Origin of the sequence: Actinoplanes sp. NPDC051411 (genome assembly GCF_040682075.1) — a bacterium.
Classification (GTDB): domain Bacteria; phylum Actinomycetota; class Actinomycetes; order Mycobacteriales; family Micromonosporaceae; genus Actinoplanes.
Genome location: NZ_JBFBAD010000070.1, coordinates 1 through 25,887, shown reverse-complemented (window position 1 = coordinate 25,887; position 25,887 = coordinate 1). Strand labels below are relative to the sequence as shown.

Sequence of the window (25,887 nt, the reverse complement as noted above, 5' to 3'; positions counted from 1 at the left end):
TCAGGACCGCAGGAGTTGCTGGACGTCGAAGTGCTTCGGGATGGCGCCGAACCGGGTCATCAGATCGGCGACGCGCTGGAGCTGGGCCGGGTCCAGGGATGACGGGAACACGCCGAGGGTGATCGATTGAGCGACACTGGGTGACAGGCCGTGCACGTACATCGGTAGCGTCTGGCCGACCAGCGTGCGGTCCGCGGCCGCGGCCTGGGCTTTGGCGATCGCGCGGTCGAAGGCGGCCAGGGTCTTCGGGTTGCCGGTCACGAACCGCGGGGACGAGACGTACCCGCCGACCGGGAGATCGGCGGTGGGGCCGCTCATCGTGTCGACGACCACGCGGGCACCGAAGGTCTTGCGGGACTGGCTGAGGTACGGCTCGGTCATGAACGCGGCGTCGATGGAGCCGTTCTGCAGTGCGGCCGGCATGTTCGGGTACGGGATCTCGACCAGGTGGACCGCGGACGCCGGTACGCCGACGCCGGCCAGCGCGGCGTCGGTGAGCAGTGACGGGAACCCCTTGGTGTTGATCAGGCCGATCTTCTTGCCGGCGAGCTGCCGCGGGTCGCGTATCGGCGAGTCCGGCCGGGTCACGATCGGATAGAGGTCGGTGCGCCCCCGGTAGCCGTCGCAGATCACCCGCACCCGTACGCCCGAGGACGCCGCCTGGATAATCGGCACGTAGGCACTGTAGGCGATGTCGACGCTGCCGGACACGAGCCGGCTGACCGTCTCGGAACCGTTGGTGAGCACCACCGGCGTCACGTTCAGCCCCTCGGCCGCGAAGTAGCCCTTGCTCTTGGCGATGTACACCGTGGCCGCGTCGGGGATCGGCAGAATGCCGACCTTGAGATCCGTCTTCTCCAGCCCGTTGGTGCCGGGGGCCGGCCCCTTGTCCGAGCCGCCGCATCCGGCGAGGACCGCGGCGACGAGGAGGCCGGTCACGACCGCCGGGGCCCAGCTCTTCGATTTGCGGTGTCGTAGCATGCGAATAAACATAGACATCTGGCGATAGAAGACAACCTCGGCGAAACGGGACCAGGTGAGTGAATCGGAGCGCAGCGGCGGCCGGGCGGTTCTGGAGACCCTGCTGGCCTGGGGTGTGCGGCGGGTCTTCACGTGCCCCGGGAGCACCGAGGCGTCCTTTCTGGACGCCACTGTGGACCATCCGGACTTCGAGGTCGTCCTCACCCCGCACGAGTCCGTCGCGGTGTCGGCGGCCGACGGGTACGCCCGCGGCACCGGCGAGCTCGCCGTGGCGTACCTGCACACGCACGTGGGGCTGGCCAACTCGCTGGCCCACCTGAACGCCGCCCGCCTGGCTCGCTCGCCGGTGGTCGTCCTCACTGGACTCAAGCCCGCCCGCCTGCAGTCCCACCGCGGTTTCACCTGCGTACCCGACACCGGCCGGCTCGCCGAGCCGTACGTGAAGCACCAGTGGCAGTCGCTGCGCGCCGACGACCTCCCGGAGGACCTCAACCGCGCGCTGCGACTCGCCCTGACCGAGCCGACCGGGCCGGTGTGGGTGGGGCTGTCGCAGGACCTGATGAACGCCGCGTGCGAGACGCCCGTGCCCGACCCGGAGCGCTACCGTCCCCGCGCCCGCACCGCCCCCGATCCGCGGCAGGTCCGCCAGGCCGCCGAGCTGCTCGCCACGGCCCGCCGCCCCCTGCTCGTGGCCGGGGCCGAGGTGGCACGCCACGGCGCGGTCGCCGAGCTCGTCGCGCTGTCCGAGCGGCTGGGCGCGCCGGTGGTCAACGAGGACCGGCGTACCTTCGAACGCCCCGGCTTCCCCAGCTCCCACCCGAACTACGCCGGCCTGTACGACGCGAAGCGCCCGACGGTCGCCGACCGCGACGTGATCCTGTTCGCCGGATGTCGCTGCTTCACCGAGTTCGAGGTGCCGGGCCGCCCCGACGTGCCGGACGGCAGCCGCGTGATCCACCTGCACAGCGACGCCGGCGAGATCGGCGCGATCTACGGCGTGGACGTCGGCATCGTGGCCGACGAGCGCCTGGCCCTCGCGCGGCTCCGGTCCGAACTGGACGGTCAGCGGGGTCCGGCCGGCGACGACCGAGTCGCCGCGATGCGGGCGGAGTTCCTCGCCGACAGCGGCCCGCTGCCGCCCGAGCGCGACGGCGTCGAGAACGTGGCCGCGGTCGCGGAGGCGCTCGCCCGGCTCGTCGCCGACGACACGACCGTGGTCGGCGACGCGACGACCACCGGGGCGATCCTGTTGCGGCGGCTCCCGCAGGACCCGCCGCACCAGCACCACACCACGTCCTCCGGCTCGCTCGGCTGGGGCATGGGCGCGGCCCTCGGGCTCAAGCTGGCCCGGCCCGAACGCGAGGTGATCGCCGTGCTCGGCGACGGCGCGTTCCAGTTCAGCCCACAGGCCCTGTGGGTCGCCGCCCGCTACCGCATCCCGGTGACCTATGTGGTGATAAACAACGAGTCCTACGCGGCGGTGGCGGCGGCGCTGCGCCGCTACGGCGGCACCGCGGTGAAGCGCGGCGTCTACCCGGGCAAGGACCTGTCCGGCATCGACGTCGCCGCGATCGCCCGCGGGTACGGCGTCTTCGCCCAGCGCCTGCATCGCGCGGACGCGTTGCCGGCCGCGATGGCCAAGGCGCGGGCGCATCCCGGGCCGGCGCTGATCGAGATCATGACCGATCCCGACTACCTCGGCCCGTGACCTCGGTCAGGATCCGCGCTGCCAGGCCAGGACGTGGCGCTCGAGCCCGAGCAGCAGCGCGTTGAGGGTGTATCCGAGCAGGCCCAGCAGCACGATGACCGACCACATGTCGGGCAGCTGGAACGCGTCCTTGGTGGTGAAGAGCCGGTAACCGAGGCCGTCGGTGCCACCGACCATCTCCGAGATCACCATCAGGATGATCGACATCGACAGGCTGACCCGGAGCCCGGCGAAGATCTTGGGTCCGGCGGCTGGCAGGATGATGCCCCGGAGGCGCTGCCAGCGCGTCAGGGCGAACACCCGGGCGACCTCCAGCCGCAGTGGCTCGACCGTCCGGGCACCGTCGATCGAGTTCAGCAGAATGGGCCAGACCACCCCGGACACGATCACCGCGAGCCGCATCGTCGGGCCGAGCTTGAACAGCACGATGAACACCGGGATGAGGGCCGGCGGCGGAACGGCCCGGAAAAACTGGATCAGCGGGTCGACATAGTCGAGTACGTCCGGGAGCCGCCCGAGCAGCACCCCCAGCCCGATGCCGAGCACCGCCGCCATCAGCCAGCCGGCCAGCAGGCGCTCGACGCTCGGGACGATGTCGGCCGCCACGGCCGGGGTGAGGAAGGCGTGGTCGGCCGGGCCGGACAGCCACAGCTCGTACATCCGGCGCGCGATCACCGACGGCGGCGGGAAGAACACCTTCTTTTCCTCGGGCACCGCGACCGCGGTCACCAGTTGCCACGCGGCGACGGCCGCCGCGAAGACGGCCCACCGCAGAAGGAAGCCGCGGAGCCCGGCCGCCCCGGTCACGCGGCCAGAGCCAGCCGCTGGAAGTGCCATCGGAACGCCCTCCGCTCCAGCATCCGCAGGGACAGGTCGATCGCGTACCCGAGGAGGCCGGCGATCCCGGCGGCGGCGAAGACGACGTCGGCGTGACCGGCGTCAGCGCTCGCGTTGAGCACGAAAATGCCGATGCCGTGCTCGCCCCCGCCGGCGATCAGTTCGGTGCTGATGGTGACGACGAGGGCGATCGCCGACGCGACCCGGGTGCCGGTCGCGATGAACGGCGCGGCGCCGGGCAGCGCGATGCGGGCCACGATGGCCGGCCGGGAGAGCCCGAAGGTGCGGGCCATGTCGCGGGTGACCGGGTCGACGTCCCCGACCGCGTAGACGGTGTTGACGAGGATCGGCCACAGCGCGGCGTAGGCGGCCAGGTCGCGCTCCATCTGGCGCTGGCCGGCGACGATCAGGATGACGAGCGGGACCAGCGCGACCGCCGGGATCGGGCGCAGGAACTCGATCAGCACGCGTACCGCGGAGTTCACCCCCGACAGGCTGCCCAGCAGCAGGCCGGCCGGCACCGCGATCAGCAGGGCCAGGAGCAGCCCGCCCGCCCACACCTCGAGGGTCGCGGCCACGTCCTGCCGGAAGCCGGCGTCGGTGATCAGGCCGGCCGCCCGCGCGAGCACGGCCGAGGAGGGCGGCAGGTAGGCGCGGTCGACCAGGCCGATCCGCCCGAGAACCTCACCGGCCAGCAGAAACGCCAGCACGCCGGTGAGACCGCGGAGCCCCCTTTTCAACCGCACCCCGGTCATCCTGCCAGGGGCGGCGGCACCGGCGGAAGCGTCACCGTTTGCCGGTAGTTTGTGGCACGAACTATCATGCGGGCGTGACCGACCGGCTCAGCACCATGGACGCGCTCGCCCAGCTCTCCTTCCTCGTCCACGGCACCCTGTCCGAGGTCGCCGGCGGCCACGACCTGTCGGTGATCCAGACCCGCCTGCTCGGCGTCCTCCGCGACCGCGAGCCGACGATGCGGGAGCTGGGCCGGTTCCTCGGCCTCGACAAGTCGTCGATCAGTGGTCTCGTCGACCGCGCCGAGCGCCGAGGGCTGGTCCGGCGGACACCCAGCGCCGAAGACCGCCGCGCGGTGCGCGTCTCCCTCACCGAGGCGGGGCGCGCGCTGGGCGGTCAGGTCGCGCTGGAGTTCGGGTCACGCATCGACGCGTACGTCGTGGGCCTCCCGACCGCGGAGCGGGAGGAACTCACCCGCCTGGCCACCCGGGTCGTGGCCGACGACGCCGAGCGCCGGGCCCTGCCCCGATGACCGCCCGGCAGCGCCCGGCCGAGAACGGCGGCGAGCGCGAGACCCTGGCGGGCATGCTCGACTTCCTGCGGGCCACCGTGATCGTCAAGGTCGACGGCCTGACCGACGCCGACCCGCACGGCAACTTCCGTGCCGGCCCCACGGAGACGCTCGGCGAATAGCGGCCCGCCGGCGGCCGGCGCCGGCGGGCCCGTTTCTAGGCGACGGCGCAGGCGCCGCCGTTGAGGGTGAACGCGGTCGGTACGCCGTTGCCGGCCTTCCACGAACCCATCACGCCGATCGTGGCGGCGGCCCCGGGCGCGAGCGTGCGGTTCCAGCTCACGTCGGTCAGCGTGACCGTCGCGCCGGACTGGGCCACCGAGGCGTTCCAGGCCGCGCCGATCCGCTGGTCGCCGCCGAAGGTGAAGGCGAGCGTCCAGCCGTCGACCGTGGACGAACCGGTGTTGGTGAGCGTCACCTCGGCGACGAAGCCGCCGGTCCAGTTGGAGGTCGTGCGGTAGCCGGCCCGGCAGGCCGGGGTCGCGGGCGGCGCGGTCGGGGGCGGCGAGGCGGTCCCGGTGGTGACCGTGTTCGACGCGATCGACACGTTGCCCGCGGCGTCGCGGGCCCGGACGTAGAACAGGATGCGCCCGCCGCCGTCCGGGGCCGGGTAGCTGGTGGCGGCGGTGGAACCGACCAGCTGCGAGGTGTACCAGCCGTCGAAACGGTAGATGTCGTAGGCCACGACGCCGACGTCGTCGGTCGAGGGTGCCCAGGTCAACGAGGCGCCGTCGACGGCCAGGGCGCCGGGTGCGCTCGGCGGGGTCGTGTCGGCCGCGGTGTCGGAGGCCGGGGTGACCACGACGACCTGGTTCGACCCGGCCGACTGGTGGTTGAGGTCGTCGAGCGCGCTGACCCGGAAGTAGTACTGGTGACGGGCGAGGATGCCGCCCGTGATGGTCGCGGTGGTCACGTTGCCGACGTCGGCCGACCTGATGACGTCGTCGAACGCCTGCCAGTACTGGACCACGTAGTGGTCGACCCCGCAGCAGCCGCCGTGCGAGGCGGTCCAGGAGAGCGTGACCGAGGTGGCGTGCACGGCGGTGGCGGTCAGGTCGCCGGGCACGCTCGGCGGATAGGGAGACGGGTTGATCGGTCCCGACGGCAGCGGCGGGACCGGATCGCTGGGAGTGGGCGGCACGGAGGCCGACGGGGCGGGTGCGTTGCCCAGAGCGGCGTGTCCGGTGACGATCCCGGCCCCCGTCAGGGCCGCCGCGAGGACGAACGCGGCGAAGATCCTTCGTGGACGGTTCGGCATTTCTCGACGGTCACCCATATATCGATGGCCGTCAAGGTGCGCCCCTCATAGCCAGGCCCGGACGGGTTGAATGGACCCATGGCGGATATCCGGGTCGAGAACTCAGGGGCGATCACCACGATCTGGCTGGACCGGCCGGACCGGCGCAACGCCGTGGACGGGCCGATGGCGTCGGAGCTGCGCGCGGCGTTCGAGGAGTTCGAGAACGATCCGGCCCAGCGGGTGGCGGTGCTGGCCGGGGCGGGCGGGACGTTCTGCGCCGGGGCCGACCTGACCGCAGTCGGCGATCCGGGGCGGCGCAACCCGCTCGACCCGGACGGCGACGGGCCGATGGGGCCGACCCGGATGGCGCTGGGCAAGCCACTGATCGCGGCGATCGCCGGGCACGCGGTGGCCGGCGGGCTCGAACTCGCGCTGCTGGCCGACCTGCGGGTGGTCGAGCGGGACGCGGTTCTCGGCGTCTTCTGCCGGCGCTGGGGCGTGCCGCTGATCGACGGCGGGACGGTGCGGCTCCCGCGCATCGTCGGGCTCGGAAGGGCCCTCGATCTCATCCTCACCGGACGCCCGGTCACGGCCGCCGAGGCGTACGGGATGGGCCTGGCCACCCTGGTGGCCGAGCCGGGCCGCGGGGTCTCCGAAGCCCGGGCCCTGGCCGCCCGGATCGCCGATTTCCCGTTCGAGTGCGTGCTCGCCGACCGTGCCTCGGTCTATGCCGGCCTTGATCTGCCGCTCGGCGAGGCGCTTCGAGCCGAGGGCGCGGGCGGGCGGCCGATCGTGGAGCGCGAGGGGGTGGCCGGGGCGGCCCGCTTCGTTGCCGGAGAGGGCCGCCACGGCGCCTTCTAGTCGTCGGAGCAGCAGGCGTGCCGGCTGGCCTCGACCCAGTGCGGGTCGTGCCACCAGTAGTGGTCCGGGGCCTTCTCCATCGCGACCGGCGCGGACCGGCGCGTTTCCACTCCCGCGAACGGCGCCATCAGGTCGGCGGGGGTGCGCAGGACGCCGTTGGCCATCACCTGACGCACGTTGGCCGCCTGTTTGATGTCGGTCAGCGGGTCGCCGCCGAGCAGGGCCAGGTCGGCGAAGTAGCCCGGTGCCAGCCGGCCCAGCGGCAGGTCGAGGAACTCCCCCGACACCCGGGTGGCGCTGCTCATCGCCTCCCACGCGGTGGCGCCGTAGGCGACCATGCCGCGCAGGTTCATGTGGGTGCTGACCGCGGTCGGGACGATCGGCGAGTCGGTGCCGGTGACCACCACGCCGCCGCCCCGGATCAGGCGGACGACGTGCGCGACCTGCCGGGCGAGGTTGGCCAGGTTGGCGGTCTGGTCGGTGGTGCGGGCCGACTCCAGCGAGGCCTGGAGGTTGGCGTACTCCCAGCTCGGATAGAGGGTCTTGACCCGCTCGTCCTCGACCAGCGAGTCGTCGGTGGCGAGCAGGAACAGCGAGTTGAACAGGGTCGGGGTCAGCGAGGCGCCGCTGGCCAGGAAGATGTCGGCGACATCCGAGTAGACGGCACCGAGCGCGGTGACCGTCCGGGAGTAGCCCAACCGGTTGGTCGCCCCGACGTGCTCCATCCCGTCGCCGCCGACCGCCAGCGCCGGGTAGTGGTAGTGGGAGGTCGCCGGGATGCCGTGCCGGTGGGCCCAGTCGATGACGGCCCGCTGCCGGGTGGCGCTCAGGCGGACGTACGCCTTCATCAGGTCGTAGTCGAGTGCCCCGGCCCGCGACAGTTCGAGTGCGAGCTGGTCGTCGTCGAACGTCGGCCGCATGAAGTTGTAGAAGATGCGGGAGCCGTCGATCGCCTCGCCGGTGGCCAGGTAGCGCGGGCCGAGCCGGGCGCCGGACTGGATCGACTCGCGCTCCTCGACCATGTGGTAGGCCGGACTGCCCGGCGACCGGGTCGTGGTGATGCCGAGCGAGAGCCAGAGCCGGCCCTGGCGGGCGCCGTAGGAGTAGCCCTGCATCTCGCGGTGGTGGTGCATGTCGATGATGCCGGGGATGACGACGTCGTTGCGGGCGTCGACCTGTACGCCGTCGCGGCCGGCCCGGTGCGGCTCGACCGCGCTGATCTTGTTGCCGTCGACGATGATGTCGACGTCGTGGTGCAGGCTCTTCGACGAGCCGTCCCAGACCCGTCCGGCGCGGATGACCGTACGGCCGCGGGGTGAGCTGTTCGCCCAGCTCAGCCCGACCGCAACCGGGCGCGGGTCGCCGCCGCCGGCGGCGACCAGGCGCAGCCGGCCGTTGGAAAGATAGAGGATGGTGCTGGAGTCGCCGCTGAAGGTGGGTGCGTCGGTGACCTCGCGGGTGACCTGCCGGGGCGGCCCGGTGAAGGTGCCGTCGGGCGCGACCGGCGCGACGAAGAGCACGCTGGCCACCACGAACGCCATCTTCGTGCCGTCGGGCGACCAGACCGGTCCGTCGTCGCCGCGGGTCTGGATCGAGCGGTCGGGCAGCGGGTCCTGGTAGCGACCGGTGCCGGTCGCGCGGTCGATCAGGAGGATCTTGCTGAGCCCTTCCCGGTAGCGGGCCGAGTAGGGCACAATCGCGGCCACCGCGACCGTGGTGCCGTCGGCCGACCAGGTCGGGCGCCCCGGCTCGAAGGTGGCGGCGTAGATCTTCTCGACCGTGCCGGTGGCGACCTCGACCGTGTAGACCGCGCCGGTCTGGTCGAGGAAGGCCAGGTGGGTGCCGTCCTTCGACCAGCTGCCGGAGACCGCGGCGGCGTTCGGCAGGGCCGTGAGCCGGCGGTCGGTGCCGGTGTGCAGGTCGCGGAGCCAGATGTCGAGCTTGCCCGACCGGTCGGTGGAGTACGACAGGTGGCGGCCGTCGGGCGACCAGGCCGGATGGGATTTCCACGACGCGCCGGTGATCTCCCGCCGCGGCTTCTCCCCGATCGTCATGACCCAGATGTCGTTGAGCGCGCAGAAGGCGACCCACTTGCCGTCCGGACTGATCGCCGGGCTGGCGAGGCCCTTGACGGGCCTGGGCACGGTCGAGTCGAAATCGCGGTGCCGCTTGCGATACGCCGGCTTCGCGATCGAGGTGACGGCGGTGAAGCCGATGCGGCCGCGGCCCGTCCCACCCCGGCGGATCTGACCGTCGGCGGTGTAGACGTATTCGCCCGGCGACCTCCACGAGACCCGGAACGGAAAGACGTCCTGGCCGGTGACCTCGGGCTTGCCGTTGCGCCACAGTTCACTGCGCCCGTCGACGACCACGGTATAGATCAGCTCCCGCCCGTCCGGGGTCCACTCGGGCGAATGCAGGACCGTGCCGGCCGGGACGGTGACGGCGGTGGTCCGCACTCCCGTCGCCACGTCGACCACGTCGATGGCGGTATTGGCGACGACAAACGCGATCCGCGTGCCGTCGGGCGACCAGGCCGGTTCGTACCCGTCGGCCACGGCGCTGACCTTGCCGTCGTCCCAGAGATAGACCGCATAGGTCCCCGACGAATCAGACGAGAAGGCGATCTGCCGGGTCCGCGGGTTGAAACGCGGCTCGCGATGATCGAACGGCCCCTCGGTCAGCCGCGTCAGCTTCGAGCCGTCGGGCCGCACCGTCCACAGGTCGAACGACCCCGCGGCATAGGCCTGGAAGACGATCTCCTCCCCGCCGGGCGCCCAGTCGGGCTGGGCGATGTCGATGAAGTCGCTGGTCAGCCTCCGCGCCGGGCCGCCGCTCGCCGGAATCAGCCAAAGCACGCCGACCAGGTCGAACGCGATCGTGCGCCCGTCCGGCGAGAGGCGGGCGGCGATGTCGGTGCCCTGGTCGAGGGCTTTCGCCCGCGCGGCCGCCGCGGTGGGCACGCCGATCAGGGCGGCGCCGGCCAGGCCGGCACCTCCGGCGAGGACCGTACGCCTGGGGATTCCCGTCATCGTTCCGTTCCTTCCGATTGGTGAACCTCGGACCTCAATCCTTCGATGAGTCTCGATGGTTCATCACCCGGTTGTCACGGCCCGATCACCTGGAGAGTGACAAAGCCGCCGCTCCCGGACCGGCTGTTCGAGCGAGTTCCCGCACTGATTCGAGGCGGATTCATCCTGGGCCGCCTCAGTCCTGGGCCGCCTCAGTCCTGGGCCGCCTCGGTCCTGGGCCGCCTCAGTCCTGGGCCAGCCGGACGAACAAGTCGTGGGCGGCGGTGACCTCTTCGAGGGTGGCGCCGGCCAGCAGGTCGAGGAGCAGGCCCCGGGAGACGGCGACGCCCAGGCGCAGGGCCGCGGGGTCGGGCTCGATGCCGAGGCGCTCGGCGACCGCGGCGGCGTCGGCGAGCCAGGACGAGGTCAGGCCGGGCAGGATCTGCCCGGTGCCGGTTTTGCCGTGGACGCCGGGCTCGCCTGGGGTGCCGGGCTCGCCTCCGGGGCCGGGCTCCCCTCGGGTTGCCAGCGCGAACACCTCGAAGAACAGGCGGACGAACGGGCGTACCTCGGGGCTGGAGACTTGCCGCCAGATGCCGCTCATCAGCTCACCCGGGCTGGTCACGGTTTCGGCCAGCGCGGTCATCGCGGCCCGCTGCCGGGCCTCCATCGCCCCGACCACCGCGGCGAGCAGGCCCTCACGGGAGCCGAAGTGGTAGAGCAGCATCCGGTGGCTGGTGCCGGCACCGGTCGCGATCTCCCGCAGGCTGCGGTCGGCCAGCCCCGCACGCTGGGCGAACTCCATGACGCGAGCGAGCAGATCGGCACGGGAATCAGGCATGTACCAAATGGTACAGTGACGGGCATGCGCTACGAGGAAACCACCCTCATCGACGCGCCGGTCGAGTTGATCTGGCGCCTCACCACCGACATCGACGACTGGCCGGCATTCATGCCCACCGTCCAGCGGCTCGACCGGCTCGACGACGGCCCCGTCCGGGTCGGCAGCACCGCCCGCCTCAAGCAGCCCGGTCAGACCCCCGCCGTCTGGACCGTCACCCGCCTCGACCCGATGCGCGAGTTCACCTGGGAGACCCAGCGCCTCGGCATCCGCATGACCGGCCGCCACCTGCTCGAACCGTCGGGCACCGGCACCCGCAACACCCTCGTGCTGGAGACCGCGGGCCCGGCCGCCGGCGTGTTCTCGGCCCTCTTCGGCACCCTGATGCGCAAGTCGCTCCACCAGGAGGCGGCCGCGTTCGCCCGCCAGGCCACCGCTTCGGCGTAAGGCCCCAGGGCGACCCTGACGCACCGGTTCCGGCCGGCCGCCGCTCGTGGGCAACGCGACCCGGGTGAAAGCGGCTAATTCCCCCTTAACGCCCGCCGAATCGGGCCACTAGCGTGAGGGCACCCGAGGCCGGAGGTCGCTCTCGATGGTCGTCCCCGAACCCCTGCGATGGCTGCTCACGCTGGCCCTGGCCGCCGGCACGACGTTCCACCTGGGCCGGGCGCTGCGGCCCCGCCTGGCACACGAGCATCGCATCGCGGAGTCCCTCCACGCCGTCATGGGCCTGGCCATGGTCACCATGCTGTGGCCGTTCGGCCGGACGGTGCCCGCCTCGGCCTGGCTGGTCGTCTTCGCCGGATCGACCGGCTGGTTCGCCGCCCAGGCGTCCCGGGCGGGCAAACGGTGGGTCGTACCGGTCTACTTCGCCTCGGCCGCCGCCGCCATGGTCTGGATGAGCAGCACGATGCCGGCGACCCCGGCAACGGCCATGGACATGCCAGGCATGGAACACACCCCGACCAGCCCCGCCGCCTGGGCCGCCGCGGCGATCGGCGGCTACCTCGTGGCGGCCGGCCTGTGCTGGCTCCTCAGCGGACTACGCCTGGGTGCCTTACGGACGACATCGCCCGACACCGCACACTGCGGCACCTGGCACTGGCCCGCACTGTGCCACGGCATCATGGGCGTCAGCATGGGCCTCGCCATGCTCACCATGATCTGAGCTGCCCCACGGCGACCCCGCTCACTGCGACGCGGCAACTGCGTGGCCTCCCGCTCACCGCGACCCGCTCACCGTGCGGCCTCCCCGCGCACGACCCGCTCACCGCGACCCGCTCACACCGAGCGGCCTGCCAGCGAGCGACCCGTCACCGCGCGACCCGCCCCATCGCACGACTACTGACCCACCACCCGCCCCGCCATGCGACCCGCCCACCGCAAGACCCGCTCGCCCCGCGACAGCGCGACCCGCCATTGCGATCCGCTTACCCCGATCGACCCGCCCACCCGGCAACCCCGCGGCGCCCCGACGACCCGCTCACCTCACGACGCGCCCCACGCCCGCCCACCTGCTCACCCCACGACGTGCCCTCCCCCGGGCGACGCGCTCACCCCGCGACCCGCCCTACCGGACAGCAGCCTCCGGCGAAGGCCGCGGGCCCACGATCGCCGCCGATAAGCCGAACGAGGGCGTGAGCAGGAAGACCTGCTCACGCCCTCGTCGCGGGAGGCATGACCCGCCGGGCCGCCCCGACGCGGCGGATCAGCCGCGTACGGGCTCGGAAGCCCGCCTCAGGCGGCGGTGCCGGAGCCCGCGCCGGTCGAAGCGGCGCCCGCGCCGGCGCGGCGGAAGGCGGCGAGGCCGAGGAGTAGTGCGATGACCGCTACGACCAGCGCGGCGATGCCCCAGCCCAGGCCGGAGTTGCTGCTCTTCGCCGGGGAGGCCGACGTCTGCGCCACGGTCGTGGTGGCGGGCGCGGCGGCCGGAGCGGCTGCGGCGGCGGTCAGCTTGAGGACCGGCGCCGGGTGGTCCGGCTCGCTGCCGTCGGTCGTCGGCTCGTCGATCCAGCGGACGATGGTGCCGTCGGAGTAGGTCTGCAGCGCCTTGAAGATGATCTGGTTGGCGGTGGTCGGCAGCGGGCCGAGCGACACGTCGAATTCCTGGAACTCGCCCGGCTTGATCTCGGCGCCTTTCGACGCGGTCCAGGTGATCTGGGTGACCGCCTCGGTGATGTCGCCGTCGTCCGACTTGATCGGGGTGGCCAGCTTGGACTTGACCGTCGCCACGGTCCAGCCGACGACCGGCTTGGTCGACACCGACGCGATCGGGGTGTCGGTCGGCAGGTTGACCTGCAGTTTTGTGGTCGAGGCGGTGTCACTCTCGGTCGGCACCCGGAACGACACCTTGGTGTAGGCACCCTGGGCGGCCGTGTTCGGGTTGACGGTCACGTGCGCCGACGCCGGGCCGGCGATCGCGAGCACGAGGGCGGCGGCACCGGCGGTCACGACGCCGATCCGGCCGAGCAGGGAGCGGTTCATCGGGGGGAGTGCCTTTCGTTTCGTTTCAGCGGTCGTCCACAGGTCGTCGGGGGCCTGCGATTAGTTCCGGGCAATTCCTCTGCCTGTGGACGGCGCATAACTGCCCGACCCTAATCGGCCCCCTTGGAGTGGATCGTCAGCACTCCGGCGACGTCGATGTCCGAGGAATGGCCGCCGTAGCCGGACTCCGAGATCAGCCTCGCTCCGAGTACGGCGCTCCAGAAGGTGCGGACCTCGACCTCGATCGGCCGGTCCAGGGTCCAGCCGCGGCGGTCGAGTACGCGGGCCAGGTAGTGCTCGGCCTGCCGGAACAGGATCGCCAGCCGGTGCTGGGCCAGTTTCTGCAGCTCGGGGCGCTGTCGGCTGATCGACATCGCCCGGACGACGACCGGCAGCGCGGGCAGGGCGAGTGTCGTGCGGGAGACGGCGGCCCGGAAGCTGGCCGGGGATTTCTGGCGGGTGCCGATCGGCTCGAGCCGGCGGGCGTCGCGCAGGAGAAGGAGGAATGCCGCTTGGACGAACAGTGCGTCCTTGGAGCCGAAATAGTAGGTGACCTGGTGGGGGTGGGCGCCGGCCGAGCGGGCGATCTCGGCGACGCTGACCGCGGTGTAGTCCTGGTCGGCGAACAGTCCCGCGGCCTGGTCGAGGATGCGGGCACGGGTGCGGCGCCCGCGGGCACGGGCCGGCTCGTCGGTGGACATTCTCTATTTGTATGCGATACAAATAGCTCGTGACAAGCAACGAGGACGTGGTGATCACCGGGCTGGGCGCGACCACTCCGCTGGGCCCGGACGTCGAGTCGCTGTGGCAGGGCGTGCTGGCCGGGCGGTCGGGGGTGCGTCGCATCGACGACCGCCTCGCCGGGTTCGCGCACGCCGCCGACCTGCCGACCCTGATCGGCGCCCCGATGGCGGTCGACCCCGCGACGCAGCTGGGCCGCGTGCAGGCCCGGCGCATGGACCGCGCCGAGCAGGCCGCCGTGGTCGCGGCCAAGCAGGCGTGGGCCGACGCCGGCTCCCCCGCGGTCGACCCCGAGCGCCTGGCCGCCGTCATCGGCACCGGCATCGGCGGCCTCAACACCCTGCTCGACCAGGACGACGTGATCGAGCAGCGCGGACCGTCCCGGGTGTCCCCGCTGGTCGTCCCCATGATGATGCCCAACGGGCCGGCCGCCTGGGTCAGCCTCGAGCTGGGCGCCAAGGCCGGGGTCTACGCCACGGTCTCGGCCTGCGCGTCGGGTGCCGAGGCGATCGGCATGGCGATCCGGCTGATCCGGGCCGGTGAGGCCGACATCGTGGTGGCGGGCGGCGCCGAGGCGGCGATCGCGCCGCTGACCGTGGCCGGGTTCGCCCAGGCCCGCACGCTCTCCAAGCGCAACGACGAGCCGGAGCGGGCGTCCCGGCCGTTCGACGTCGAGCGGGACGGGTTCGTGCTCGGCGAGGGCGCCGGCGTGCTCGTGCTGGAGCGGGCCGGTTTCGCGGCGGCCCGCGGTGCCCGGGTGCTCGGCCGGGTGGCCGGCTTCGCGGTCACCTCCGACGCCTACCACATCACCGGCCCCGACCCGTCCGGCGCGGGCCAGATCCGGGCGATCCAGCGGGCGGTCGCCGACGCGGGTCTGACCCCGGGCGACATCGACCACGTCAACTGCCACGCCACCTCGACCGTGGTCGGCGACGTCGGCGAGGCGGTGGCGATCCAGAAGGCCCTCGGCGACGACGTCATCCTGACCGCCCCGAAGTCGAGCCTCGGCCACCTGGTCGGCGCGGCGGGCGCGGTCGAGAGCATCCTGACCCTGCTCACGGTGACCAACGGCGTCATCCCGCACACGCTCAACCTGGAGCAGAAGGCACCCGAGGTCGCGCTCGACGTGGTGGCCGGCGAGCCCCGCAAGCACGACGTCCGGGCCGCCGTGTGCAACTCGTTCGGCTTCGGCGGCCAGAACGTCTCGCTGGTCTTCACCGCCTGAGCTGACCTGGCCGGCACTCCCCCTCCGGAGCGCCGGCCGGCCACCCGCCCCGCGACCTGCGCCGACTGGAACGCCGGGCACGCGAGATCACTCGCGAAGGAGAGACCGGGAACGCCCGGTGGGCACCAGCGCGGGAACCCGGCTGGCGTAGTCGTCGTAGGCCGGCCCCAGGTTGGCGCGCAGGTCGCGCTCCTCGAACCGGATCCCCACCGCGATGTACGCGCTCGAGCTGACCGCGAAGAACAGGTGCCCGACACTCATCCTCGGGGTCGCCCAGAACGTGACGATCAGGCCGAGCATCATCGGGTGACGCAACCACGCGTACAGGAAACGCTCGCGAAACGCCGGGGGCGAGTAAGCCTCCCGGCGTGAGTGACGCCAGGCCTGTTTCAGGCCGAAGAAGTCGGCGTGGTCGACCATGTAGGTCGCGCCGACGACGATGATCCAGCCGAGCCCGTAAAGCGCCCAGATCAGCATCGACCAGGGCCGGCCGGTGTGCCAGACCGACGCCGGCACCGGCTGCCACCACGTGAAGACCGCCGCCAGCAGCAGGCTCGCGACCAGCACGAACGTGCTGCGCTCGGCCGCCTTGGGCAGAAACCGTTTGAGGCCGGCGCGGGCCATCACCGAATGGTGCAGGGCGAAGGCAAGCAGCAGCGCCCCGTCGATCGAAAGCGACACCCAGGCGTTGTGGGTGGCCGGATCGTCGATACCGTGCCCGGCCAGGAACAGGAACGCCCAGACCGAGCTGAGAAGAAACGCGATGTAGGCCAGGGCCGAATACCCGAGCAGCAGAAGCCTCATGACCCCATCGTGGCGACCGCGGATCCGCGAAACAGGCGGGAAAATACCTCAGTCGGCGGAGGCCACATACCAGGCGGCGATCTGGGCCCGGGAACGGAAGTCCATCCGGTAGCGGATCCGTTCCACGTGCGCCTCGGCCGACTTCTCGGCGATGCCCAGCCGCGCCGCGATCTCCCGGTTGGTGCAGCCCTGGGCGATCAGGGCGGCCACCTCACGCTGCCGCGCGGTCAGCGTCGGCGCGGCACCGCGATGCCGCGCCGGCAGGCCGAGAAAACGCCGGATCGGCCGGGTCAACGACTCACGGTCGCCGATATAAGGCAGGTGCGAACGGCCGGGAACAACCGAGAAAACGGCTCCCGGAATGCCGTCGGCGAGACGCCGGCCCTCGGCGAGCGGAACCGCCCGATCGCGATCCCGGTGCAACACCAGCGTGGGTGCCGCGACCCGCGGCAGCAGATTCCCGACGTCCATTTCGTACGCGAGGGCCAGCATCGCGCAAGCCGTCTCCGCGGTCGCCGACTCCTGCTGGTAAAGGGCGAAAGCGGCCCTGGTCGCCGCGTCGGCGTCGGGCGTGAAGATGCTCGCCAACAGGTCGGAGGCGAGCCCCCAATGCTCCCGCACCAGCCCGAGCACATGGTGCTGGATCGCCGGTTCGGCGACCGACGGCCCGTGCGCCCAGCCGCCGTAGAGGATCAGCCGCGCGACCGGGGCCGACGCCGCCCACGCGGCGGCCACCGCGGCCCCGAGCGAGATGCCCATCAGGTCGAACCGCCGCAGCCCCGCCGCGGCGACGACGTCGCGCAGAGCGTCCAGCTCGCTCTGCATCGTGTATGCCCGCGGGGCGGCGGCCGCGGACAGCCCACACCCCGGCTTGTCGTACCGGATGAGCGTGCGGCCGTCGGCGAGCGCCTCGTAGAAGGCCCGCTCGGCCGGCAACGCCCAGCTCATCTCGAGGTGACTGAGCCACCCCGACACGTAGACCAGCGGCGGCCCGTCACCGCTGACGGCGTAGGCGACCCCGGACGCTGTCATGGCGATGCGCTGGCCGGTCACTGCCATTCCTCGTACAGCTCGCGCAACATCGCCAGGCCGTCGGCCGCGGGCAGGAGGCCGGCCTCCCGATGCGGGCGGCACCGTTCCCACGGGGCCCGGCCGGCCGGGTCGGGGCCGCCGATCGCCAGGCAGGCCTCGTCGTGCCGGGCCCGGAAATAGAACAGTTCACCCCCGGGGAGCACGCCCTCGACCTGAACCGGGGCGGCCGAGCGCGAGGGCGTGGCCCGCCAGCCGCCGGCCGTCAGCCACTGGCCCTCGCGCTCGGCCGCCCACGGTTCCATAGGGGCTAACCTACCGGCGGACCTTCCCGTCCAGGCGAGGCCGCCGCGCACCGTCGACCGAGGTGCAGATGCCGTAGACGCGGGCGTGGTTGGTCCACCCGTTGACCCGGCCCCGGTTGTTGCTGATCCGCACGCGGCCGGCGCCGGGGTCGACGGCCGAGACCAGATGCAGATAGACGGTGCCGGCGACCCGGGCCAGCACGATGTCGCCGACCTCGACCTTCGCCGGGTCGACCGGCGCAACCGTCACCAGCTGGCGGCTGCGGATCAGCGGCACCATAGATCCGCCGCTCGGCCGGAACTCGACGGTGGCGCCGCCGGCCACCCGGCTCGCGACCGCGTCCATGACTCCCATCGCGCCCAGCTTGCGGCACGCCGGCCGCCGCGCACTACCGAATATTCGCTGCTCGGCGCGGCCTGCGGCTCCCGGGCCGAGAGGACGCCCAAGGGCGGCGGCGGGACCCGAGGGGACTCGGAAGCCTGCCGCAGGTCCTCCCCCGACGCCGGTGGACGCATCCGGCTGAGGGCCTGCGGGCAGGGCAGCCGCTCGGAAAGGGGGTCCGGCACGGGCCTGCGAGGGGCAGGACACGGGCCCGTGCCGGACCGGGGGGAAGGTCAGCTCCTCTTCAGGGCGCCGGCCAGGTACCGGTTCACTTTCGCGGCCGAGAAGGCGGAGTTGGCGGCCAACGAGAAGTCGCTGGTCACGGTCTCACCCTTCTGGATTTTCACGAGCTTCAGGAGCGGCGTGTAGCCGTCCTTGGCCGCGATCACCTGCAGTGGGTTGTAGCCCTTGTTGAGCCACAGCTGGTAGTGCCCGTCCGCGTCGGTCTTCAGCGTGAACGTGATCGGGCCGCAGGCGCCGGTCTTGGTGTCGTACATCGTGCAGACCGCGACCGTCGCCCCGGCGACGGGTTTTCCGGCCGACGACACCGTGCCTTCGATCTTGCCCCACGCCGCGGGCGGTGTGGCGGTCATGGTGACCGAGATCGGGGCGGCCGTCGGGTACGGCGTGTCCGTGCTCACCGTGACCAGGCCACTGTAGACACCGGGCTGGGCGACCTGCGAGGAGTCGGCGGACACGCGAACCTTGACCGTCGCGCCGGGCGCCACCGTCAGGTCGGTCGCGCTGGACGAGAGCCACGGCACGTCGCCGCCGCAGTCGCCGTAGCCGGGCAGGAGCGCGGCCGCCGACGTCGGGTTGAAGCCGCCGGTCGAGCCGCCGACCTGGAAGATGCCGCACGCCGCGCCGCCCCGGTAGGTGGCGTTGTTCGCGTTCGGCAGCGACGCCCACGAGTCGGTGGACGGGTCGTACTCCCAGCCCTGGTTGGTGATCGCCGAGCCGCCGCCGACGGCACCGCCGATGACCTCGAACCGGCCGTTCGCCGAGGCCGCCGCGGCGCCCCACGTGTCGGCCGGCAGGTCGGCCTTCGCCTTCCAGGCGCCGCTGCCGGGGACGTACGCGTACGTCTTGGCGAGCGACCCACCGCCGGAGTTGCCGCCGGCGCAGATGACCGCGGAGGCGGCCGAGCCGCAGGCGAGGTAGCCGGCCGCGGTCGGGTAGTCGGGTTCGCGGGTCCACTTGTCGGCACCCGGGTCGTAGGAGTAGGCGCCGGCCGAGACCGGCAGGCAGGCTCCGGTGGTGCAGCCGCCGACGACGTAGAGCTTGCCGGCGACCACCGCGGTTCCCGCGGCGGCGACGCCGGACGGGAGGTCGGCCACCTTGCGCCAGGCGGTGGCTCCGTCTTTCAGGGCGTACGCGTGGACCGACGTGTCACCCTGCTCGTTCCAGCCTCCGACGACGTAGAACGTGTCGTCGATGAAGGAGCCGGCGGCCGCGCTGAGCTCCTCCGGCAGGTCGGGCAGCTGGTGCCAGCCTCCGGCCGTGGCGTCGTAGTAGCCGGCCACCGACAGCTTGTTGATGCCGTCGTTGCCGCCCGCCACGTAGACGGTGCCGTTGTGGGCGGCCGTCGTGTTGTCCATGACCGGCAGCGCGTAGTCCGCGATGTCGGTCCACGGGGCGATGCTCGGCTTGGCCGGCGCCGACGCGGACGGGGACGGGGACGCCTGGGAGGCGATGGTCGTCTTCGCCGGCACCCGCATCGGCGGAACGGCCGAATGCGAGGACGGCGTGACACCGGCGTCCGACTCGCCCAGGTGGACGTGGACCGGCACCTTGCCGTCGTTGCCGAACGTGACCGTCTGCGAGGTTGAGGCACCCAGCGTCATGCTCGTCGTCAACTTCGACGGGGAGACCGTGACGTGCCCGGCCTCGAGGGCCACGTCGGCCTCGCGCACCGAGTCGGCGGGGACGTTCACGGCCGGGTGGCCGGCGGCGTAGCGCCCGTCGGTGACGGTGAACGCGGTCTTGCCGAGGTGGCTGCTGTAGAGCCAGTAGTAGCCGTCGGCGTCGGTCGCCCCGAGGGTGGCCGGGTCGTCGTCGGCCGTGACCGTGGCGCCGCTGAGGACGTCGCCGGTGTTGGCGTCGGTGACGTGCCCGGCGACCAGGCCGCCCGGCTGCGCACCGCAGTAGCGGGCACCCACGACCACGTTGTCGATCTCCCAGCGCCGGCCCCAGTCGCCGACGAAGCGGAACCGCACCCGCGCCTGGGCGTGCCCGGCCGCCTGCGGGACCGGGATGTCGACGTGCTGGACGACGCCGCCGCTCAGGGTCTGCACGGTTGACCAGGTGGTGCCGCCGTCCAGGCTCAGGTCGACGTAGCCGGTCTGGTCGGGAAATCCGATGTAGGTGCTGTCGAAGCCGATCTCCGGGTCGGCGCGGCCGCTCAGGTCGACGACCGGGGAGACGAGCGAGGTGTCCTGTTTGCCGCCCGCGCCGTACACGTTGGAGTCGACGTCGGCGAAGCTCGCGTCGCCGCCCGGCGGCGGGCCGAAGCCGCCCATGTCCTCGAACCGCCAGGTCTGGCCCTGGCCGGCCGCGTCGGTGACCGTCCAGCCGTCCTTCGGCGTGGCGCCGGTCCAGCCGGTGAACGCCTGGGTGAGGCCCTCCTCCTGGAACGCGTAGCCGGGGGCGTCGCACGCGGTGGCGTCGGCGGCCAGCGCGATGTCGCGCTGGGTGTTGGCGCTCAGCGGCACGCTGAGGTCCTGGTCGACGTAGCCGGGCAGGTCGGCCGAGGCGACGTGCAGCTGGTAGGTCGCACCGGTCGGCAGCGAGACCGAGTAGTGCCCGGTGAACGCGTCCGAATAGAGAGCGCCACCCGGGTAACCGTCCACGGTGATCTTGGCGCGCATCGGCCAGCCGTGGCCCGAGCCGTCGGTGACGTGGCCGGAGATCGTCCGGGTCGGCAGGGCCTGCAGGTCGAAGTTCCGCGTGGCCGGGGTGCCCTTGGCGATGACGACACCGGCCGCCGATCCGGCGCTGTAGCCGAACTTGGACACGGCCAGGTCGTAGGTGCCGACCGGGGCGTGCAGGTCGTAGGAACCGTCGCTGCCGGTCGTGGCGGTGAACGTGTCACCCTTGGCGCCGGTGGCGACCACGGCCGCTCCGGAGAGGGCCGCGCCACCCGAGGTGACCGCGCCGGACACCGAACCGGAGTCGCCCAGGGTGAGGGCGGACAGCCCGACCGGGGTCCCGAGTCCGGTCGGGCCGTCCCAGCCCGGTCCGGCCTGGCAGAGGACGTTGCCGCAGTCGCTGTTGGCGCCCTCGGTGACGTCGTAGAGCTTGCCGGTGTTCAGGTACGGGTAGGTCGCCGGGTAGGTCCCGGGCGTCGGGGTGCCGGCCAGCGCGTACATCGCCGCGGTCAGCGGCGAGGCGAGCGAGGTGCCGCCCCACGGCGCCCAGCCGGTCTGCCCGAGGGTGTTGTAGACGCCGATCGGGGTCGCCGCGTCGGCCGAGATGTCGGCGGTCACGCGGCTGTCGCAGCCCGACTTCAGGCTCGACTGGAAGTCCGGCGCCGGCTCGTAGACCGAGCAGCCGGAGCCGCCCGAGTCCCAGGCGACCTCGTTCCAGCCGCGGGCCGAGTCGTCCTTGATCAGCTCGGTGCCGCCGACCGCGGTCACGACCGGGCTGGTCGCCGGGTACGACTGGACGTTGCCGGTGTCGCCGGTCGAGACCGTGACCGCGATGCCCGGGTGGTCGTAGTACGTGTCGAGCGAGTCCTCACCCGGGAACTCGCCGTCCACCCCGTACGAGTTGGAGATCGCCGTGGGCTTCTTCGCCGCCGCGGTGCCGACCGCCTCGGCGAGGTCCTGGGCGTCGTTCGAGTCGGCCTGCACCAGCAGGATCCTGCACTTGGGGCAGGCCGACGAGACGGCGTCCAGGTCGAGCGCGGTCTCGATCGACCAGCCGCCGTCCTGGTCCGGGTAGTCGGTGCCGCCCCGCTGGTCGATCTTGGTGAAGCAGCCGTCGGCCGAGGTGCACGGCGTCAGCCCGTAGAACGAGCGGAACACCGCCAGGTCGGACTCGGCGTTGTCGTAGCCGAACGCGTCCACGATGGCGACGGTCGTCCCGGCGCCGGCGTCCGGCAGCTGGTAGGCGTTCTGGATGTCCGAGGGGGTCAGCGCGTAGTCGGGCGGTCCGGCCGCGGCCGTGCGAGCCGCCGGCCTCTTTCCGGTCGACGGGTCGGACGGGCTGACCGCGAAACAGCGGGCGTAGGGCACGTCGGCGGCCACCTGACGTGCGGTGAGCGAGTTGCAGGGGGCGGGCGTGTAGCGCGTCGGCGCCGCCTGGGCGGGGGCGGCCCCGACGAGGACGCCGGCGACCAGGGCGGCGGCAGCGGCCACCACCGCGCCGGCACGGCCGCGCCGCATACCCTTCGATCGATAGATCATGCGAACGGACGCTGTCATATTCGTGTCACTCAGGACAAGATTTTGATCGATGGGTGTTCCCGACACCTGTCACGAACATGACATGGAGAGTGTTCAATGTGGGAGACGGTGGGGATACCCGCGACCGAGGCACAGGTCTACGAGGCACTGATCCCGCAGGCCATGTCGACTGTGGACGGATTGCACCGCCGTACGCTCATCAAGCCGGCCCGGATCACCCGGGCCCTCACCGACCTGATCGGCCGCGGGCTGGTCACCAAGACGCCGGGACGCCCCGCCCGCTACACCGCGCTCGCGCCCTCGCTGGCCGGCTCGGTGCTGATCGCCAAGCGCGAATACGAGCTCGGCAAACTCCAGCACTACCTGAACACCCTGGAGGAGTCGTTCCAGGCCGGGCTGACCACCGCCGGGCCGGCCGACCCGGTCGAGGTGATCGAGGGGGCGACCCGCATCTACCAGGCCTTCGTCCGCATCCAGCGGGCGGCCCGGCACGAGGTACGCGCGTTCGACAAGCCGCCCTACTTCGTGCCTCCGGGCGAACACGGCGACGACGGGCCCAACCTGGAGGAACGCCGGTCACTGGAACAGGGCCAGGTCGGCTACCGCGTCGTCTACGACCAGGAGTCGGTCGCCCTGCCGGGCCGCCTGGAGAACATCTGGGACGGCATCCGGCGCGGCGAACGGGCCCGGGTCGCCGGCGTCCCGGTCAAGCTCGTGATCAGCGACCGCACCGAGGCGATCATCAGCTCACCGGCCGACTTCGAACGCGGCCTCGCCTACATCCTGCGCCCGTCCTCCCTGCTCGACCTGGCCGGCGGCCTGTTCGAGGCGACGTTCGACCGGGCCCTGCCCCTCAACCGCGGCGACAGCGAGGACGCCACGATCGACGAGACCGACCGCCAGCTGCTGGGCCTGCTGGCGACCGGGGCGACCGACGAGGTGATCGCCCGCACGTTCGGCTGGAGCATCCGCACCGTCCAACGACATCTGCACGACATCATGCGGCAGGTCGGCGCCCAGACCCGCTTCCAGACCGGCATGGAGGCGGTCCGCCGCGGCTGGGTCTGAGTCAGGCTGGGTCTGAGTCAGGCTGGGTCTGAGTCAGGCTGGGTCTGAGTCAGGCTGGGCGGTGGGCCTGCAGGCGGCCGATGTAGTAAGCCTCGTATTTGTCGAGCAGGGGGCCGGGCGCCACGGCGCTGGCCGCGAAGATCTCGAAGGCGCGGTTGTAGACGGCCACGTCCTTGGGCCCGCGCGTCAGGATCCCGGTGTTGAAGACGTCTAGGATGACCTTGGAGTCGTCCTGGACCCAGAAGCCGTGCAGCGGAGGCAGCGCGAGCCGGATGCCGTCCGGGATGACACCGACGGTGACGTTCGGCCACCGCGTGGCCGCGTCGCGAATCCGGCCGATCTGGGCCAGCATCTCGGCCGGTGGGCAGATCTCGTTCCGCAGGACCTGCTCGGTGATCAGGAACGAGAACGACTTGCTGGAATCGGCCAGGATCTGCTGGCGTCGCAGGCGTTCCGTGACCGCGGCGCGGATGATGGACTCCGCGTTGGAGCCGCCCAGGACGAGTTGCTGGAAGCCGGTGAGGGTGGCTTCGGCGTATCCGCTCGACTGCAGAAGCCCGGGCACCACCGCGGGCTGGAATTCCCGGATGACCGCGGCCGTGCTCTCCCATCCGGCCACCGTGGTCTGCCGCGAGGCCAGGTTGTCGGCGGTCGAGCGCCAGTCGGTCATGCGGTCGTGCGGGCGCTCGGCGAGTTCGACCAGCCGGGCCACCTCGTCGTCGCGGGCACCCAGCGCCCGGGCGATGGCTCGGACGTCGGCCGGATCGACGACGCCCTTGCCGCGCTCGATGCGGGAGATCTTGGGCTGGCTCATCCGGACCCGGGCGGCGAGCTGGGCACCGGTGAGGCCACGTTCGCGGCGCAGTCGCGCCAACGTGGCCCCGACCAGCTCGTCGTCGGGGAAGCCGGGATCATCCGACACGTGAACCCCCTCCGACGTGACTGACAGTTGCGGAACGGCTCAGCCGAGGTTACGAAGAGCCTCGGCCAGCAGGGCGGCCGGAATCTTGACCAGCGCCTCACCGGAGGGCAACGCGACGCCGGCCTGGTCGGCCGACACCACGAAACCCTGCACCACCACGGAGTCGTCACCCGTTTCATAGATCGTCGGGCACGATCCACTCGTGCAGAGGTTGGCGATGGGGCGAACGATGATCGGCTGCCCCGCGGGAGCCGCCGATTCTGATGTGCTATTCACGGGAACACCCTAATATATTCACGGCGGACGGTTGCCCGCGAGAGGGTCCGCGAGCTGCGGACTGGCGTTGTGTATGGTAGCAACCTGCCACCTGTCTGATCGGCCGGAACACGAGATCCTTTGCCGGTCTGTGAATTCATCTGGAAATTCACGGGCCGTGAATAGATGCTCGGGGTTCCACACGATGGCTGGAGTGGTAACCATGGTCAACAGCGCATCCCGTCTGCAGGCCGACAAACCCGCGCTCATCCGGCGCCGGCCTCCGATCACCCTGCTGCTGGTCGTCGCGACCCCGGTCAGCGGCATCGCCGGGCTGCTGTCGCACGCGGCCGGAAACAACGTGCCCGGCGCGATCCTCACCGGCGGCGGCGCGTTCGCCGGCACACTCGGCCTACTGCTGGCCGTCGCGCACTACGCCGGGCCACCGGGGCAAGATTGATCACGTGGACTTCAGGCGGGCGGCGTTACATGTCGGGGGCCTGCTCGGCCCGTTCGGTGGGGGTGTCGCCGCGCCGATGCTGCCGCAGCTCGCCCAGTCGCTGCACCTGTCGCTCGGAGCCGCCGGCTGGGCGATCACCACGTATTTCGTGCCGTTCGCCGTCGTCCAGCTGGTGTCGGGCACGCTCGGCGAGCGGTGGGGGCGGCGGCGCACGACCCGCGCCGCCTTCCTGACGTACGCCGTCGCCAGCGTGCTGTGCGCGGTCGCGCCGGGGGCCGCGCTGTTCTTCACCGGGCGGATCCTGCAAGGGGTGGCGAACGCGTTCACCACTCCCCTGCTCGTCGCCGGTCTCGCCGAACTGGCCGGGCCGCTGCTGCTGCCCCGCACCCTCGGCGTCTTCGCCGCCAGTCAGGCCGCCGGGCAGTCGCTGGCTCCGCTGGTCGGGGCGCTTTCGCTGCCGGTCGGCTGGCGGTGGGCGTACGTCCTCCCGGCGCTCGTCGCGGTCGCGCTCGCCTTCGTCCCACCGCGCGGCGAGGCGCGGCCGAAGGCCGACGCGCCGCGCTTCCGGCCCCTGATCACCCGCCGCATGGGCGTCATCTCGGCGGCCGGCTTCGCCACCTACGCGGCCGGGGCGGGCCTGCCGTTCCTGGTCGCGCTCTACGCCGAGCGCCGGCTGGGGGAGTCGAGCACCGTCCTCGGCCTGGTGCTGGTCGGCTTCGGCGTCGCCGCGATCCTGCTGGCGCCCTACTGGGGCGTGGTGAGCGGCCGCATCGGGGCCCCGCTCGCGGCGGCGGCCGGGCTGGCCGGGTGCGGCGTGTTCGTGGCGCTGATCCCGTGGGCCGGATCGGTGATCGCCCTGACCGCGACCTGGGCCGTGGCCGGCGGCCTGCTGGCGCTCGCGACGGTGGGCGTCCAGAGCCTGGACTCCGCCGAGGTGAAGGGCAACCGCGGCGGCCCGGTATATGTCGTGACGGAGTTCCGTTACGCTGGCGGGGCGGTGGATCCGCTGATCTGGTTGGCG

The 25,887-nt window shown here is 72.1% G+C and carries 25 protein-coding genes; 10 read left to right on the top strand and 15 right to left on the bottom strand.

Annotated features, from left to right (window positions below; all coding sequences use genetic code 11):
• On the bottom strand, positions 1-981 hold the full coding sequence (locus tag AB0M88_RS32620) for an ABC transporter substrate-binding protein (RefSeq protein ID WP_364109172.1): 981 nt from the start codon (positions 979-981) through the stop codon (positions 1-3).
• 55 nt (positions 982-1,036) lie between these two features.
• Between AB0M88_RS32620 and AB0M88_RS32615 the strand changes: the two genes are divergently transcribed.
• The gene (locus tag AB0M88_RS32615; protein ID WP_364109169.1) at positions 1,037-2,689 is read left to right on the top strand and encodes a thiamine pyrophosphate-binding protein; all 1,653 of its coding nucleotides are present in this window, start codon (positions 1,037-1,039) and stop codon (positions 2,687-2,689) included.
• Positions 2,690-2,695: 6 nt separating this feature from the next.
• On the opposite strand, the gene AB0M88_RS32610 is transcribed toward AB0M88_RS32615, so the two are convergent.
• Together AB0M88_RS32610 and AB0M88_RS32605 are read right to left on the bottom strand one after the other, a co-directional pair.
• The gene (locus tag AB0M88_RS32610) at positions 2,696-3,496 is read right to left on the bottom strand and encodes an ABC transporter permease (protein ID WP_364109167.1); all 801 of its coding nucleotides are present in this window, start codon (positions 3,494-3,496) and stop codon (positions 2,696-2,698) included.
• Entirely contained in the window at positions 3,493-4,272 is a 780-nt protein-coding gene (locus AB0M88_RS32605) for an ABC transporter permease subunit (RefSeq protein ID WP_364109164.1), read from the bottom strand. The genes AB0M88_RS32610 and AB0M88_RS32605 overlap by 4 nt, the downstream gene beginning before the upstream one ends.
• A gap of 83 nt (positions 4,273-4,355) precedes the next feature.
• Here AB0M88_RS32605 and AB0M88_RS32600 point away from each other — a divergent pair, with 83 nt between their 5' ends.
• On the top strand, positions 4,356-4,793 hold the full coding sequence (locus tag AB0M88_RS32600; RefSeq protein ID WP_364109162.1) for a MarR family transcriptional regulator: 438 nt from the start codon (positions 4,356-4,358) through the stop codon (positions 4,791-4,793).
• Positions 4,790-4,954: a hypothetical protein gene (locus AB0M88_RS32595; protein WP_364109159.1), complete on the top strand. Its 165-nt coding sequence runs from the start codon at positions 4,790-4,792 to the stop codon at positions 4,952-4,954. Before AB0M88_RS32600 ends, AB0M88_RS32595 begins: the two co-directional genes overlap by 4 nt.
• Before the next feature lie 35 nt (positions 4,955-4,989).
• On the opposite strand, the gene AB0M88_RS32590 is transcribed toward AB0M88_RS32595, so the two are convergent.
• Positions 4,990-6,090 (bottom strand): cellulose binding domain-containing protein, encoded by a 1,101-nt coding sequence (locus AB0M88_RS32590; RefSeq protein WP_364109157.1) that lies wholly within the window; start codon positions 6,088-6,090, stop codon positions 4,990-4,992.
• A gap of 78 nt (positions 6,091-6,168) precedes the next feature.
• Here AB0M88_RS32590 and AB0M88_RS32585 point away from each other — a divergent pair, with 78 nt between their 5' ends.
• Positions 6,169-6,933 carry a crotonase/enoyl-CoA hydratase family protein gene (locus tag AB0M88_RS32585; RefSeq protein WP_364109155.1) on the top strand — a complete coding sequence of 255 codons (765 nt, stop codon included), beginning with the start codon at positions 6,169-6,171 and terminating at the stop codon, positions 6,931-6,933.
• Here the strand turns inward: AB0M88_RS32585 and AB0M88_RS32580 are convergent.
• Positions 6,930-9,965 (bottom strand): amidohydrolase family protein, encoded by a 3,036-nt coding sequence (locus tag AB0M88_RS32580; RefSeq protein ID WP_364109153.1) that lies wholly within the window; start codon positions 9,963-9,965, stop codon positions 6,930-6,932. The two genes, AB0M88_RS32585 and AB0M88_RS32580, sit on opposite strands and share 4 nt — an antisense overlap.
• Positions 9,966-10,188: 223 nt before the next feature.
• Entirely contained in the window at positions 10,189-10,785 is a 597-nt protein-coding gene (locus AB0M88_RS32575; RefSeq protein WP_364109151.1) for a helix-turn-helix domain-containing protein, read from the bottom strand.
• Positions 10,786-10,809: 24 nt separating this feature from the next.
• On the opposite strand from AB0M88_RS32575, the gene AB0M88_RS32570 reads away from it, so the two are divergent.
• Together AB0M88_RS32570 and AB0M88_RS32565 are read left to right on the top strand one after the other, a co-directional pair.
• On the top strand, positions 10,810-11,232 hold the full coding sequence (locus AB0M88_RS32570) for an SRPBCC family protein (RefSeq protein WP_364109148.1): 423 nt from the start codon (positions 10,810-10,812) through the stop codon (positions 11,230-11,232).
• Between the two features lie 145 nt (positions 11,233-11,377).
• The gene (locus AB0M88_RS32565; RefSeq protein WP_364109145.1) at positions 11,378-11,953 is read left to right on the top strand and encodes a DUF5134 domain-containing protein; all 576 of its coding nucleotides are present in this window, start codon (positions 11,378-11,380) and stop codon (positions 11,951-11,953) included.
• A gap of 569 nt (positions 11,954-12,522) precedes the next feature.
• Here the strand turns inward: AB0M88_RS32565 and AB0M88_RS32560 are convergent.
• Both AB0M88_RS32560 and AB0M88_RS32555 read right to left on the bottom strand, forming a co-directional pair.
• Positions 12,523-13,269: a YcnI family protein gene (locus AB0M88_RS32560; RefSeq protein ID WP_364109143.1), complete on the bottom strand. Its 747-nt coding sequence runs from the start codon at positions 13,267-13,269 to the stop codon at positions 12,523-12,525.
• Between the two features lie 110 nt (positions 13,270-13,379).
• Positions 13,380-13,970 carry a TetR/AcrR family transcriptional regulator C-terminal domain-containing protein gene (locus tag AB0M88_RS32555; protein ID WP_364109140.1) on the bottom strand — a complete coding sequence of 197 codons (591 nt, stop codon included), beginning with the start codon at positions 13,968-13,970 and terminating at the stop codon, positions 13,380-13,382.
• 29 nt (positions 13,971-13,999) lie between these two features.
• Here AB0M88_RS32555 and AB0M88_RS32550 point away from each other — a divergent pair, with 29 nt between their 5' ends.
• Positions 14,000-15,235 (top strand): beta-ketoacyl-[acyl-carrier-protein] synthase family protein, encoded by a 1,236-nt coding sequence (locus tag AB0M88_RS32550; protein WP_364109138.1) that lies wholly within the window; start codon positions 14,000-14,002, stop codon positions 15,233-15,235.
• A gap of 87 nt (positions 15,236-15,322) precedes the next feature.
• Here AB0M88_RS32550 and AB0M88_RS32545 read toward each other — a convergent pair whose 3' ends face one another.
• From AB0M88_RS32545 to AB0M88_RS32525, 5 genes are all read right to left on the bottom strand, one after another.
• Complete coding sequence (locus AB0M88_RS32545) at positions 15,323-16,039, bottom strand: isoprenylcysteine carboxylmethyltransferase family protein (protein ID WP_364109136.1); 717 nt, start codon at positions 16,037-16,039, stop codon at positions 15,323-15,325.
• A gap of 48 nt (positions 16,040-16,087) precedes the next feature.
• Positions 16,088-17,098 (bottom strand): alpha/beta fold hydrolase, encoded by a 1,011-nt coding sequence (locus AB0M88_RS32540; RefSeq protein WP_364109134.1) that lies wholly within the window; start codon positions 17,096-17,098, stop codon positions 16,088-16,090.
• Complete coding sequence (locus AB0M88_RS32535) at positions 17,089-17,373, bottom strand: hypothetical protein (RefSeq protein ID WP_364109132.1); 285 nt, start codon at positions 17,371-17,373, stop codon at positions 17,089-17,091. Before AB0M88_RS32535 ends, AB0M88_RS32540 begins: the two co-directional genes overlap by 10 nt.
• A 10-nt stretch (positions 17,374-17,383) precedes the next feature.
• A complete protein-coding gene (locus AB0M88_RS32530) occupies positions 17,384-17,728 on the bottom strand; it encodes a S24/S26 family peptidase (RefSeq protein ID WP_364109130.1) in 345 nt (114 codons plus the stop codon).
• A 260-nt stretch (positions 17,729-17,988) separates the two neighbouring features.
• Complete coding sequence (locus AB0M88_RS32525; RefSeq protein WP_364109128.1) at positions 17,989-22,161, bottom strand: carboxypeptidase regulatory-like domain-containing protein; 4,173 nt, start codon at positions 22,159-22,161, stop codon at positions 17,989-17,991.
• A 96-nt stretch (positions 22,162-22,257) separates the two neighbouring features.
• Between AB0M88_RS32525 and AB0M88_RS32520 the strand changes: the two genes are divergently transcribed.
• A complete protein-coding gene (locus tag AB0M88_RS32520) occupies positions 22,258-23,229 on the top strand; it encodes a helix-turn-helix domain-containing protein (RefSeq protein WP_364109126.1) in 972 nt (323 codons plus the stop codon).
• Positions 23,230-23,278: 49 nt separating this feature from the next.
• Here the strand turns inward: AB0M88_RS32520 and AB0M88_RS32515 are convergent, their stop codons facing one another.
• Complete coding sequence (locus AB0M88_RS32515; RefSeq protein WP_364109124.1) at positions 23,279-24,151, bottom strand: helix-turn-helix transcriptional regulator; 873 nt, start codon at positions 24,149-24,151, stop codon at positions 23,279-23,281.
• A gap of 39 nt (positions 24,152-24,190) precedes the next feature.
• Complete coding sequence (locus AB0M88_RS32510) at positions 24,191-24,427, bottom strand: hypothetical protein (protein WP_364109122.1); 237 nt, start codon at positions 24,425-24,427, stop codon at positions 24,191-24,193.
• A 184-nt stretch (positions 24,428-24,611) separates the two neighbouring features.
• On the opposite strand from AB0M88_RS32510, the gene AB0M88_RS32505 reads away from it, so the two are divergent.
• Both AB0M88_RS32505 and AB0M88_RS32500 read left to right on the top strand, forming a co-directional pair.
• Positions 24,612-24,866 (top strand): hypothetical protein, encoded by a 255-nt coding sequence (locus AB0M88_RS32505; RefSeq protein ID WP_364109120.1) that lies wholly within the window; start codon positions 24,612-24,614, stop codon positions 24,864-24,866.
• Positions 24,867-24,870: 4 nt separating this feature from the next.
• Positions 24,871-25,887 (top strand): MFS transporter (locus AB0M88_RS32500; RefSeq protein WP_364109118.1); only part of this gene is annotated, 1,017 nt, incomplete at its 3' end.